Annotated in this window: 10 protein-coding genes; 7 read left to right on the top strand and 3 right to left on the bottom strand. The window is 47.1% G+C overall.

Translation table 11 applies throughout. The features are described 5' to 3' along the window. Together L5M38_RS09410 and L5M38_RS09405 are read left to right on the top strand one after the other, a co-directional pair. A partial coding sequence (locus L5M38_RS09410) for a transposase (RefSeq protein WP_263178929.1) occupies positions 1–216 on the top strand: 216 nt, incomplete at its 5' end. 233 nt (positions 217–449) lie between these two features. Continuing rightward, positions 450–1,724: a CinA family nicotinamide mononucleotide deamidase-related protein gene (locus L5M38_RS09405; RefSeq protein ID WP_219251827.1), complete on the top strand. Its 1,275-nt coding sequence runs from the start codon at positions 450–452 to the stop codon at positions 1,722–1,724. 83 nt (positions 1,725–1,807) lie between these two features. Here L5M38_RS09405 and L5M38_RS09400 read toward each other — a convergent pair whose 3' ends face one another. Then, complete coding sequence (locus L5M38_RS09400) at positions 1,808–2,353, bottom strand: DUF1439 domain-containing protein (protein ID WP_261273266.1); 546 nt, start codon at positions 2,351–2,353, stop codon at positions 1,808–1,810. Next, on the bottom strand, positions 2,353–5,022 hold the full coding sequence (gene ppc / locus L5M38_RS09395; RefSeq protein WP_263178928.1) for a phosphoenolpyruvate carboxylase: 2,670 nt from the start codon (positions 5,020–5,022) through the stop codon (positions 2,353–2,355). The genes L5M38_RS09400 and ppc overlap by 1 nt, the downstream gene beginning before the upstream one ends. 870 nt (positions 5,023–5,892) lie before the next feature. Between ppc and argC the strand changes: the two genes are divergently transcribed. The 5 genes from argC to argH all read left to right on the top strand — a co-directional run bounded on the left by argC (position 5,893) and on the right by argH (position 11,379). Next, on the top strand, positions 5,893–6,873 hold the full coding sequence (argC, locus tag L5M38_RS09390) for an N-acetyl-gamma-glutamyl-phosphate reductase (protein WP_263178927.1): 981 nt from the start codon (positions 5,893–5,895) through the stop codon (positions 6,871–6,873). Positions 6,874–6,904: 31 nt separating this feature from the next. Further along, complete coding sequence (gene argB / locus L5M38_RS09385) at positions 6,905–7,687, top strand: acetylglutamate kinase (protein WP_219254164.1); 783 nt, start codon at positions 6,905–6,907, stop codon at positions 7,685–7,687. Between the two features lie 12 nt (positions 7,688–7,699). Beyond that, the gene (locus L5M38_RS09380; RefSeq protein ID WP_219251823.1) at positions 7,700–8,605 is read left to right on the top strand and encodes an ornithine carbamoyltransferase; all 906 of its coding nucleotides are present in this window, start codon (positions 7,700–7,702) and stop codon (positions 8,603–8,605) included. A gap of 59 nt (positions 8,606–8,664) precedes the next feature. Next, complete coding sequence (locus L5M38_RS09375; protein WP_173248114.1) at positions 8,665–9,903, top strand: argininosuccinate synthase; 1,239 nt, start codon at positions 8,665–8,667, stop codon at positions 9,901–9,903. 108 nt (positions 9,904–10,011) lie between these two features. Next, complete coding sequence (gene argH, locus L5M38_RS09370; protein ID WP_263178926.1) at positions 10,012–11,379, top strand: argininosuccinate lyase; 1,368 nt, start codon at positions 10,012–10,014, stop codon at positions 11,377–11,379. A 100-nt stretch (positions 11,380–11,479) separates the two neighbouring features. Here argH and L5M38_RS09365 read toward each other — a convergent pair whose 3' ends face one another. Next, positions 11,480–14,014, bottom strand: coding sequence for a penicillin-binding protein 1A (locus L5M38_RS09365; protein ID WP_263168369.1), 2,535 nt, complete (start codon positions 14,012–14,014; stop codon positions 11,480–11,482). Positions 14,015–14,029: the final 15 nt, after the last annotated feature.

Raw genomic sequence — 14,029 nt, 5'->3', positions numbered from 1 at the left:
AATCTGACGCTTCTCAAGTTGCCACCTTATTCACCGGAGTTGAATCCAATAGAGCAGGTATGGCAATGGCTGCGTCAAAATGTGTTGGCCAATCGTTGTTTTAGTGGTTATGACGATATTGTCGAACAGTGCTCTATCGCATGGAATACCTTCATTGAGAAGAAAGCAAGAGTGATAGAATTGTGTACTAGACCGTGGACAATTTTGACCAGTTAATTAATGTAATTGGTATTAGTCAGTTTTCCTCCTATTTTTCTCTCCTTAACACTCTCTTTCACTCTTCATGACATCAATAATAAGTAATGGTTGTTGGTTATTTGTACGGTTATTTTGTCAATGCTCCGATTTTGCTACAGCGATCTTAGTTCTCGATCGAGCCTAGCTATTGCTATTAGTTAAGCGGTTACTTACCTTATGTTTTAATTTATTGGGGTAGATAAGGATCTGAGATGAAGTTAGAGATGATTTGCACTGGGGAAGAGGTGTTGGCGGGACAGATTGTTGATACCAACGCCGCTTGGTTTGCTAGTACTATGATGGAGCATGGTGTCGAGATCCAGCGTCGAGTAACCGTCGGCGATCGCCTTGAGGATCTGATTGCGGTTTTCCAAGAACGTAGCTTACATGCAGATGTGATTCTCGTTAATGGTGGTCTCGGGCCGACAAGTGATGATATGTCTGCTTTAGCGATGGCGAAGGCGAAGGGCGAACCATTGGTTGAGAATGCGGAGTGGCGTGAGCGTTTAGAGGAGTGGTTTACCCGTAATAACCGTGAAATGCCTTTAAGTAATCTCAAGCAAGCTATGCTACCAGCCTCAGCTGTGATGGTTGATAACCCCGTTGGAACCGCTTGTGGTTTTAGAGTTAAGCTTAACCGCGCTTGGTTATTCTTTACGCCTGGTGTGCCTTTTGAGCTGAAGCACATGGTTACAGAGCAGTTTGTGCCCTTTATTCGCGAAGAGTTTAACCTTGATGCTAAGGTCGCCTTAAAGAAACTATTGACCATAGGCCAAGGTGAGTCCGCTTTGGCAGATAAGTTAGAACCGCTAGAGCTGCCAGAAGGCATTACTATTGGTTACCGCTCTTCTATGCCGCATATTGAGATTAAGATTTTCGCCCGTGGCGAGAAGGCGATTGCGGTATTACCTCGCGTCGCTGGGCACATCAAAATGGTGCTGGGTACTGCGGTTGTGGCGGAAGATAAAGCCACCCTTGCCGAAGAAATTCATTATAAGCTGCTTAACTCAGGCTTGACCTTAAGCGTTGCCGAGTCTTGCACTGGCGGCATGATCACCAGTCAGTTAGTTGATTTCCCTGGCAGTTCATCTTACTTACAGCACGGATTAGTGACTTACAGTAATGAATCTAAAGTTCGCGTGTTAGGTGTTAATCCTTCAACCTTAGATGATCATGGTGCTGTCTCTATTGCGACTGTGGAAGAAATGGCTAAGGGGGCAAGGCAAATTTTAGATAGTGACTATGCACTGGCAACCAGTGGAATTGCGGGGCCCGATGGTGGCACAGATGAGAAACCTGTGGGGACTGTGGCGATCGCTTTAGCAACTCGCGGCGGTGTTTATAGTCAGATGATTAAACTACCGAGACGTTCACGGGATCTGGTTCGCAGTTTAAGTGCTGCTGTGGCTTACGATATGCTAAGACGTGAGCTTTTAGCTGAAGCTGTGATCGTCGATTATCAGTCGATTGGGCGATTCAGTAAGTAACTCTTATACGGGTATATATCCGTTTATGCCCGCCAACAAAAATGCTCCCGAGGGAGCATTTTAACTTCTACAAAAATGGCAGATTATTTAGTGAACTTAAGCACTAATTTGCCTGGGGCAACTTGAATGCTTTCGGTCATTTTTGCCATCAGTGCTTGGTTACTGTCCTTGGTATCCAGTACATACACAGGCTGGTTTTCTAAGAATTGCCTTAGATAACCCATCACCTGCGGCGTGGCACTGCTAATCGCTTTTTCAATATCCTTGGGCGTTGATTCCACTTTGACTAATTCGAGTTGGCGCAGATAGACACTGTGCGTTGCACTGTCATACCAAGGCTTGGCTTCGAAAGTCGTAGTGAGTTTGGCACTCAATGGAAAGATTGGATTCTTAATTGATACTTGCGTTGCGGCACTTACGCTCATAGTGTCAGGTTTTGCACCTAGTCTGACATTGATGTCGTTAATGCGCACTTCTGCGCCAACTAATTGATTGCCTTGTTTTATCTCAAAATGGATCTCTTTACTGAGGTACTGCTCCATTTCGTGCTCGCTGATACTGTACTGCGAGACGCAGCCGCCAAGCAGTACAGTGATCCCTAAGCAAATCGTGCGGGAAAGTTTTTTCATTAACCAGTGTTTCTCATTCCCGCTGCCACACCTGCAATGGTCAGCATTAGCGCTAACTGTACATGTTCAGACGCAGGAGTTTCGGTTGTTTCCTTACGTGTCCGCGCTAATAGCTCGGTTTGTAAGAAGTTTAATGGATCGATATACGGATTTCGCAGTTTAACTGATTCGCGATTCCACGGTGTATGCGCCATTAAACTATCCGATTTTGTCAGCTCAAGCACGACTTTAATGCCCAGATCTAAGCGTTGGCGCAAGGTTTCGCCTAAGTGATGTAAGTCCTTAGGTACTAAACAGGTTTCGTAGTAGCGGGCCAAATTAGGTTCCGCCTTGGCGTAGACCATTTCTAGCATTGAAATGCGAGTGCTGAAGAAAGGCCATTCCCGTTCCATCTCTTGCAGTAAGCCCATTTCACCGCGTTCACAGGCGGCTTGAAGTGCTTCACCGGCGCCAAGCCATGCGGGTAACATCAAACGGTTTTGCGACCAAGCAAAGATCCACGGAATGGCTCGCAGACTTTCTATTCCACCATCGACACGACGTTTGGCAGGGCGGCTGCCGAGTGGTAGTTTTCCTAATTCCACTTCTGGCGTTGCCGCGCGGAAATAAGCCACAAAATCAGGTTCATCACGCACTATGCCACGGTAAGCACCCACTGATTCTTCTGCGATACGTTGCATGCAATTGCGCCATTCTTGCTTCGGCTCTGGCGGTGGTAACAGGGTTGCTTCCAATACGGCCGAGGTATACAGGGCCAAGCTTTGAACCGCGAGTTTTGGTAAGCCAAACTTGAAGCGGATCATCTCGCCCTGCTCAGTCACGCGAATGCGGCCATCTACCGAACCTGGTGGTTGGGATAGAATCGCTTTGTGTGCAGGACCGCCCCCGCGACCAATGCTGCCACCACGGCCATGGAATAATGTGAGCTTGACGCCTGCTTGTTTGCAGACTGCCACTAACTGCTCTTGAGCGTGATACTGAGCCCAAGCCGCCGCCATAACACCGGCATCTTTAGCTGAGTCAGAGTAGCCAATCATGACCTCTTGCATGCCTTTGGTATAGCCACGATACCAGTCAATATCGAGCAAATCGGTGATACAGGCCGCGGCGTTGTTTAAGTCGCTTAAGGTTTCAAACAGTGGCACCACGCGCATTGGATGCGAACAGCCCGTTTCTTTGAGTAACAGTAAAACCGTTAAGACATCCGATGGTTTACCCGCCATCGAAATCACATAGGATCCAAGCGCTTTAGCTGGATGTTTAGCAATTAAACGACAGGTATTAAGCACTTCGGCCACATCGGCTGACGGCTGCCAGTTGCTTGGGATCAGTGGACGGCGGTTGCTGAGTTCTCGTAATAAGAAGGCTTGTTTCTCGGTTTCATCCCAATGATTGAAATCACCCATGCCGAGATAGCGGGTTAACTCGGCGAGCACATCGCTGTGACGGCTGGCATCTTGGCGAATATCGAGTCTGAGCATATGAATGCCAAAACAGGCGAGACGACGGAGAATATCGAGCAATAAACCGTTAGCGATTAAGCGCATACCGCAGTCGGTTAAACTCTTATAGAGCATTTCTAACGGCGCTTTGAGATCGCTTTCTTGCCAAATCAGGCTCGACTTATCGACTTCAGGATTGTGGCCTTCGATGCGCGCATTTAAATAATCTATGGTATCGCGCAGTCTTTGTCGAAGTGAGCGCAGCACATGGCGGTATGGCTCGCAGCTGTTATTGGTATAAGCCTTTAACTCATCATTGGCTTCTTCCATCGACAGCTCGCCAACCAGCAGCACGATATCTTTTAAGAATAATCTGGCGGCAGCATGGCGGTTACGGTCGAGCACCTCTTGGGTGACTTTTGCGGTAACAAACGGGTTGCCATCGCGATCGCCGCCCATCCAGCTTGAAAAGCGCACTGGCGCGATATCAATCGGTAATTGCTGCCCTGTGCGTTGCTGCACTCGGTCGTTAAGTTGTCTTAAGAAGTCAGGCACCGCATGCCAGAGTGACTCTTCAATGGTGGATAATCCCCAGCGGGCTTCATCCACTGGAGTGGGGCGCTCGCGGCGGATCTCATTGGTGTGCCATATTTGCGCGATTAATTGGCGCAGGCGCAGATTGATCTGTTGACGTTCTCTATCCGACAGTTGGTCGTTTTCTTGCTCTGTTAAGCAGTCGACAATGGCGGCGTATTTTTGGATCAGGGTGCGACGGGAAATTTCAGTGGGGTGCGCTGTTAGCACCAGATCGATATCCAGTGTTTTTAGACAGTCGAGCATTTTAGCTTGGTCGACACGACCATTGAGCATGCGGCCTAGGAGTTGTTCCACTGGGTCTGGTACGCAGACAAGTTCGTCGCAATTACGACTAATAGTATGAAATTGCTCGGATAAGTTAGCTAAGTTAAGAAATTGGTTAAAAGCTTTTGCAAAAGGGACTAATTCTTCGTCTGGCAAAGCTGTCAGTAACTCGAGCATTTGCTCTCTGGCGGCTTGATCGCCTCGGCGTGAGTCTTTGGCAAGCTTACGGATCTGTTCAACCTTCTCAAGAAAAGAGTCCCCAAGATGGGTACGCATAGTATCGCCAAGGATTTGGCCTAACATACTCACGTTCGATCTTAATGACGCATACATATCTGTCATATTGTCTGCCGCGTTTACTGACATAGTTACTCCGAATAGAAAAACATAAAAATCCGCTGTGTATATACCCAAACAACCTGAAGATGCAGGATTCAGCGGGAGTTTAACGCACTTTAGGCAAGGCAGTTATTTGCAGGCCTAGCGGGCTAAGTTAAAAATAACCAACGCAGCATAAAGTGCGTTAAAACCCGCCGGGACGGAGCACCTAGGGCACTCCACTTCCGTGTTGCATCAATTTAAAAGGTGGCCGACATTCTTTCATTGATGCGCCTTGAATTGAAGCACCCTAGGCGCTCTGAAACTCGTATCTTCAGGTAGCTTGGGTATATAGCCCGTTAGCACAATACCTATCACTTGGGGCTATGGTCAACAGCGGAACATATAACTTATACGACTGACTTATCTTATATGCAATCAATCCAAATAATTGTTGAGGAATATTCAATAGATATGCGAACTAACGCAATATTTTTTGATAATTAGCGCAAGTGAATATGAAGTGCATCATTTTCAGCTTTGCGGTTATGTATCTTAGCTGTTAATAAAAAGGACGGATTTAAGCCCTGATAGCTGCATTATTAACGAGTTAGCTGAATAGTAACGGCGCGCTAAGCTTTAGGAGTGTACAGGAAAAACAAAAATAAATTAAAAATATATATTCACATATATTGCATAAGTAGATCTTTGTGGTAGTCTAGCCAGCAGTTGAGATGAGTCACCCTCTGTGACCTGTAGAGCGAATATCATGATGCAAAGCATTAACCTGACAGTGAATAAAATAACAACCTATTACGATTTCCTGCGACGATAGTCTTGTCATCATAGATATGCGCGGTTGCGTGTAAGCTATTCATCTATTCTTTAAGTTTCTTTGATTCGGTTTATAAAATACATATGAAAAACATCGCCATTATTGGTGCCAGTGGTTACACAGGCGCACAGCTCACAGCTTTAATCCATGCCGAAGCAGGATTGACGATTCAGGGCTTGTATGTTTCTGAAAACAGTTTAGATAAAGGTAAACCTTTAGCGGATTTGTATCCGGTTTATAGTCATATTTCTTTATCTCTCTCGCCCTTAACCGATGAGGCTAAGGCAAAAATCGTTGCCGAAGCCGATGCCGTGGTGTTAGCGACTGAGCACTCGGTGAGCCTGCATTTAGCGGCTTGGTTTTATAGCCAAGGGTTAGCGGTATTCGATTTAAGCGGTGCTTATCGTTTTAGCGATGTGGCGCAATATCCGAAGTGGTATGGCTTTGAGCATGAATATCCTGAAGTTTTAGCCAAAGCCGTGTATGGCCTTGCCGAATGGAACGCTAAAGAAATCGCTGCGACTAAGATGATTGCCGTGCCAGGTTGTTATCCAACTGCATCACTTACTGCCTTAAAGCCGCTAGCGAGTTTACTGACATCGGCTTATCCGGTTATCAATGCCGTGAGCGGCGTAACAGGGGCGGGCCGTAAAGCGCAGTTACACACCAGTTTTTGTGAAGTGAGCCTGACACCTTACGGCGTATTAGGCCACAGACATCAACCCGAGATCGCCACTCAGCTTGGTCAAGAAGTGATATTTACCCCGCACCTTGGTAACTTTAAGCGTGGCATTTTAGCGACCATTACCGTACAGCTAAAACCGGGCACAACGACTGCCGATGTGGCCGCGGCCTATAGCGTGTATGACAAGGCGCCATTGGTCACCGTGAAGCACAATCAGTTCCCGAAAGTAGACGATGTGGTGCTGACACCTAACTGCCACTTAGGTTGGAAGTTTGATGAGAATAGCGGTTACTTAGTGGTAGCCAGTGCCATCGATAACTTGATGAAAGGTGCTGCAAGCCAAGCGCTGCAATGCATAAAGATTCATTTTAACCTTTAATTGTTCATCCTTATTTAAGAGAGTCGTCAAGATGTCTACAAACAACTCAGTATTAGTGCTTAAAGTGGGCGGCGCGCTGCTGCAATGTGAAATGGGGATGGCGCGATTGATGGATACGGCTGCGGCTATGTTAGCCAATGGTCAGAAAGTGTTGATGGTACATGGCGGCGGCTGTCTGGTGGATGAGCAGTTAGCAGCCAACGGCATGGAAACCGTCAAGTTAGAAGGTTTACGTGTGACTCCGCCCGAGCAAATGCCGATTATTGCCGGCGCACTTGCGGGCACTTCGAACAAAATCCTTCAAGGCGCAGCGACTAAGGCTGGCATTGTGAGTGTGGGCATGAGCCTCGCCGATGGCAATACTGTTTCGGCTAAGATTAAAGATGAGCGTTTAGGCTTAGTGGGCGAAGTCACACCAAACGATGGCACTTATCTTAAGTTTATCCTCGAGCAAGGTTGGATGCCGATTTGTAGCTCCATCGCCATGATGGACGATGGCCAAATGCTTAACGTCAATGCAGACCAAGCGGCAACGGCATTAGCCAAATTAGTGGGCGGCAAGTTAGTGCTACTGTCGGATGTTTCTGGGGTGCTTGATGGTAAAGGCCAGCTCATCCACAGTTTAAATGGCAAGCAGATAGCAGACCTTGTTAAGCAAGGTGTGATCGAAAAAGGAATGAAGGTCAAAGTTGAAGCTGCGCTCGAAGTCGCACAGTGGATGGGGCAGGCGGTACAAGTTGCCTCGTGGCGTGATGCAAGCCAATTAATCGCATTAGCAAAAGGTGAAGCCGTAGGAACACAAATCCAACCATAAGTGGAGTAGGTTATGAAGCATTTACTATCGATAAAAGACTTAACCCAGAAGCAGTTACAGGATCTAATTGCCTTGGCAAAAACGATTAAAGCCAATCCGGCTGAGTATCGTCATGCGCTGGATGGCAAGAGTGTGGTGATGTTATTTGAAAAGCCCTCACTTAGAACACGCGTTAGCTTTGATATCGGTATTAATAAGCTCGGTGGCCACTGTTTATACCTAGACCAGCAAAATGGTGAACTGGGAAAACGGGAATCGGTTGCTGACTTTGCTTCTAACCTGTCATGTTGGGCCGACGCAATTGTGGCGAGAACCTATTCACACACCACTATCGAACAATTAGCCGAGTTCGGCTCAGTGCCCGTGATCAATGCGCTGTCGGATCTTTATCATCCTTGCCAAGCCTTAGCTGACTTTTTAACCCTCGCCGAGCAGTTTGAGGATGTCAGTAAAGCTAAATTAGCTTATGTTGGTGATGGTAATAATGTCACTAACTCGCTGATGTACTGTGCGGCTATTCTCGGTGCCACCATGACAGTGATCTGCCCTGCGGGTCACTTTCCTGATGGCTACGTAGTGGCAGAAGTGCAAGAGCTCGCCAAACGATATGGCGGCAAGATAGTGCTGACCTCAGATATCGATGCGATTGAAGGTCACGACGCTATTTATACTGATACTTGGATTTCAATGGGCGATCCAACGCCTTTGTCGGATATCAAAGCGAAGTTTGCACCATACCAAGTAAACAAAGCTTTGATGGCGAAAGCGGGCGCTAACTTCTTTATGCATTGTTTGCCCGCCCACCGTGGTGTAGAAGTAACAGATGAAGTGATGGACGGTGCAGGATCCTTAATTCTGCAACAAGCCGAAAATCGGATGCATGCCCAAAATGCGGTACTGGTAACCTTATTTAGTTAAATTAACCCTGTTTAGCAGCCTGTTTTCTCCCTGAGAGAAACGAGTCATAGGAATTTAAGATGTCTATCGAGATAAAAAATACTGGCGTGAAAAAAGTGGTTTTAGCCTATTCAGGTGGTCTAGATACCTCTGCCATTATTCCTTGGTTAAAAGAAAACTACGATAACTGCGAAATCATCGCATTCTGCGCCGACGTCGGCCAAGGCGAAGAAGAGCTGGTTGGCTTGACTGAAAAAGCTTTAGCTTCAGGTGCTTCTGAATGTCATATCGTCGATCTAAAAGAAGAATTCGTTAAAGACTATATCTACCCAACGATTGCGAGCGGTGCGATTTACGAAGGCACTTATTTACTCGGTACGTCAATGGCGCGTCCTATCATTGCTAAAGCGCAGGTTGAAGTGGCTCGTAAAGTGGGCGCCGATGCTCTGTGTCACGGTTGTACCGGCAAAGGTAACGACCAAGTGCGTTTCGAAGGTTGCTTCGCCGCATTAGCACCTGATTTAAAAGTGATTGCACCATGGCGTGAATGGACTATGCAGAGCCGTGAAGATCTACTGGCCTATTTAGCTGAACGTGACATCAAGACGTCAGCGTCAGCGACTAAAATCTATAGCCGTGATGCCAACGCTTTCCATATTTCCCATGAAGGTGGTGAGTTAGAAGATCCATGGAACGAGCCAAGCAAAGGCGTATGGACACTGACTGCCGATCCTGAAGATGCACCGAACAAGCCTGAATATGTGTCGCTAGAAGTAGAACATGGCCGTATCACTAAAGTGAATGGTGAAGCCCTAACGCCTTATGCTGCACTGATGACATTAAACGCCATTGCTGCGCCACACGGTGTGGGTCGTATCGACATTACCGAAAACCGTTTAGTCGGTATGAAGTCTCGCGGTTGTTACGAAACACCCGGCGGCACTGTGATGTTCGCAGCACTACGTGCGATTGAAGAGCTTGTACTCGACAAGACTAGCCGTAACTGGCGTGAGCAAGTTGCCGCACAAATGGCGCATTTAGTGTATGACGGCCGTTGGTTCACGCCACTGTGTAAGTCATTGCTGGCAGCATCTGAGTCACTGGCTGAATCAGTGAACGGTGAAGTTGTGGTTAAACTCTACAAAGGCCAAGCGAGCGCAGTGAAGAAACGTTCACCTAACAGCTTGTACTCTGAAGCGTTTGCCACCTTTGGTGAAGATCAAGTGTACGATCAAAAACATGCCGAAGGCTTTATCCGCCTGTACTCATTGGCGAGCCGCATCCGCGCACTCAACGCTAACGATGTAAAGTCTAAGTAATAGGTCGTGTAAAAGGGCGCCTAGCGCCCTTTTTTGTTTTTAGGTTTTGATTTAGTTTTTGATTCAGATGAGTCGATTTCAAATAAGCAGTGAGTAAGGGGAGTTAGCATGGCTTTATGGGGTGGAAGATTTCAGGGCGAAACGAGCGCGCTATTCAAATTATTCAACGATTCGTTACCTGTGGATTATCGCTTGTTCGAACAGGATGTGGTCGGCTCCATTGCTTGGGCGGATGCGATCGCCAGCGTGGGAATTATCTCGGCAACTGAATGCCGCGACTTGAAAAAAGCGCTTAATGACTTACTAGTGGAAGTAAAGGGCGAACCGGCGATTATTCTTGCCTCGGGCGCCGAAGATATTCACAGTTTCGTCGAGTCGGCCTTGATTGCCAAAGTGGGCGATCTCGGTAAGAAATTGCACACTGGTCGTAGCCGTAACGATCAAGTTGCCACCGATTTAAAGCTTTGGTGTCAATCCGAAGGCAAAGCATTACTCGCGCGCCTTCACAGCTTACATGCTGAATTACTGGCGTTGGCAGAACGTGAGTTTGATGCGGTAATGCCGGGTTATACTCACTTGCAGCGCGCGCAACCTGTGACATTTGGCCACTGGTGTTTAGCGTATGTGGAAATGACTGAGCGGGATATCAGCCGTTTAAGCGATGCGTTAACTCGCGCGAATACCTGTCCATTAGGTTCTGGAGCATTAGCAGGCACTGCTTATAAAATAGATAGACATGCACTGGCTGCTGCGCTTAATTTTGCCTCGCCAACGCTCAATAGTTTAGACAGTGTGTCAGACAGAGACCACGTGGTAGAACTTTGCTCAACGGCATCGATCAGCATGATGCACTTGAGCCGTATGGCCGAAGATCTGATCTTCTTTAACTCGGGTGAGGCAAATTTTATTTCCCTGAGTGATGAAGTAACTTCGGGTTCATCCCTGATGCCACAGAAGAAAAATCCAGACGCATTAGAGCTTATCCGTGGCAAAACTGGCCGGGTTTATGGCAGCTTAGTGGGCATTCTCACTACGATGAAAGCGCTACCTTTGGCGTACAACAAAGATATGCAGGAAGATAAAGAAGGCCTGTTTGACGTGGTCGATAGTTGGGCAATTTGCCTCGATATGGCGGCGTTAGTGTTGTCAGGTTTGAAGGTCAATCGCCCTAATGCGCTGTTAGCGGCACAGCAAGGTTATGCAAATTCTACTGAGCTTGCGGATTATCTCGTGTCTAAAGGCATGCCTTTCCGTGAGGCGCACCATGTTGTGGGTGAAGTCGTGGTTGCTGCGATAGCGAAGCAAATTCCGCTTGAGGATTTCTCCTTGGCCGAATTAAAAACTTTTGCCGCTATCATTGAAGATGATGTCTATCCAAACCTGACTATTGAAGCTTGTTTAGCGAAACGTGACGTGCTCGGTGGTACTGCATTGCCACAAATTCAGCAGGCGATTGCGGCCAAGAAAGTACGTTAGCGAGTTATTCAAATCCACAATTCAAGCCAATAAAAAACGCGACCTAATGTCGCGTTTTTTATTGGGCCACAATTAGTGGTAATGAATTTTTAGCATTTGTTTATTGGAATAAATCATCGGTTGGTGCATCGATGAATAAATTGTTTTCATCCTGAGTTTCGCTGATGTATTCCTTCGGCTCTGTACCTGAAATAAAGTACTCGAACGCACTGGTATAGTCGGTTTTTCGAGTAAGTTTACCCGTCGCTAAATCAATGCGTACCGAAACTATGCCTTCTGGCGGAATCGAGGTTGTCTCAGGAGTGCCTTGTAAGACACTGTTCATAAACTCGTTCCAGCCTGGACCTGCTGTTTTCGCACCCGCTTCGGCGCCAGTTATCTGATCTTTTTCGCCGTTTGCATTCCATGCGGTTCTGCCCAGTTGGCGACCGTGATCGTCGAAACCGACCCAGAAAGTGCTAGTGATGACTGGGCTAAAACCACTGAACCAAGTGTCGCGCGATTCGTTTGTGGTACCCGTTTTACCTGCAATATCATGGCGCTTAATCAATTTTGCTGCGCGCCAAGCCGTACCTTGCCAACCCGTGCCTTTACTCCAATCGCCGCCGCCCCAGATCACGCTCTTCAGTGCTTCGGTAATGAGGAATGCCGTTTGCTCTGAAATAATTTGCGGAGCGTAGCGACCGGTTTGATCGAAACACTGCGCAACAGGTGCACTAGGCTCAGCACCAGAGTCTCCACTTACGCTGAACGCCACAGGATCGCTCGGTGTAACTGGTTGGTTAAGACTTTGGCTAGGCTTACAGGCCAATGTAGGGTTCGCTTTTTCGATAACATTGCCGTAAGCATCTTCTACGCGATCAATATAGAAAGGTTCGAGTAAGAAACCGCCGTTAGCAAATACGTTAAATGCAGTAACCACTTGCAATGGCGTGACTGAAGACGAACCTAATGCAATCGATTCGTTGCGAGGTAAGTCGTTAGGATCAAAACCAAATTCAACGAGTTGAGCAATGGTTTCGTCGAGTCCGACATGTCGCATTGCACGCACAGACATAACGTTAATAGATTGCGCTAAACCCACACGTAAACGAGTGGGGCCTCCATAGATATCGGGTGAGTTTTTAGGGCGCCATGCAGTGCCTTGGCTGATATCGGGTTTATTAATTGGCGCATTGTCTATGAGGGTCGCTAAGGTAAAGCCTTTCTCTAATGCTGCGGCATAGATGAAAGGTTTAATATTCGAACCTAATTGACGTTTCGCTTGAGTCACTCGGTTGTATTGGCTTTGGCTAAAGCTATAACCACCAACTAAAGTGCGAATAGCACCATTTTTGGGGTCGAGTGATACTGTTGCGCTGGCGACTTCTGGTACTTGCGATAGTTGCAAATATTGGCCGTTATCACGGATCCAAATACGCTCGCCGACCTTGAGTATGTCAGAAGCTGATTTCGGTACACTGCCTTGACGCTTATCAGTAATAAACTTACGTGCCCACTTCAATCCATCCCAAGTAATGACTTTAGTTTCGCCTTTGGCGGTCATTATACTTGCTTGCTGATCTGCAATGCTGATGACTGCGGCGGGTTGCAATTCTTGTACTGAAGCAATCTTGGCTAGTTCAGTTTTGATTTGAGCAGATTCAGGTTTTTCGTCCGTCCACAACACGGCAGCAGGACCACGGTAGCCATGGCGTTCATCATAGGCATAGACGTTATTACGCAGTGCCTGTTGAGCTTTAAGTTGTAGATCCGATGAGATAGTCGTATAGACGTTGTAGCCATTGGTATAGGCTTCTTCTTCACCGTACTTCTGTACCATGTAATCCCGAGCCATTTCAGAAATATAAGGGGCATAGAGATCAATTTCAGCGCCATGATATCTGGCTACCAATTGCTCTTGTAGTGCCGCTTGGTATTCGGTTTGGCTGATGTAGCCGACTTCATTCATCCGCATGAGGACGACATTACGGCGAGCTAATGCACGCGAAGGTGACGTGATTGGATTGAGTGTAGAGGGCGCCTTGGGTAGGCCTGCAATAACGGCCAGTTCAGATAAGCTGAGTTCCTGCACGTTTTTACCGAAATACACTTGCGCAGCAGCCCCAACACCGTAGGCCCGTTGGCCTAAGTAAATGCGGTTTACGTAGAGCTCTAAAATTTCATCTTTGGTGAGTAACTCTTCAATATGATAGGAGATAAAAATCTCCTTCACTTTACGAATAATAGTCTTATCTCGGGTTAAGAAGAAGTTACGTGCGACTTGCATGGTAATCGTACTCGCACCTTGCTTTTTCTCACCAGTGGTCAACATCACTAATGCGGCGCGAAGCACGCCAACAGGGTCTATACCACCATGTTCATAAAAGCGGGCATCTTCGGTTGCGATAAACGCCTGTAGCAGAGGTTTTGGCACTTCGTCTAACGTTAGTGGAATGCGACGTTTCTCACCGAATTGAGAAATAAGTTTGCCGTCACTACTGTAAATACGTAAAGGTGTTTGAAGTTGCACATTTTTTAGTGTTGAAACATCCGGTAAATCCGGCAAAACATAAAAGTATGCTGCCACAATGGCGCCTACGCCCAAAAGGGCTAGACTGAATAGTGCTATAACAATACGTTTTAACCACTTCACCAAAATTTATCCTAA

The sequence above is a fragment of the Shewanella sp. SM101 genome, from assembly GCF_025654465.1.
Classification (GTDB): domain Bacteria; phylum Pseudomonadota; class Gammaproteobacteria; order Enterobacterales; family Shewanellaceae; genus Shewanella; species Shewanella oncorhynchi.
The sequence above is the reverse complement of the archived record's forward strand: the minus strand, read 5'-3'. Positions and strand labels throughout refer to the sequence as shown.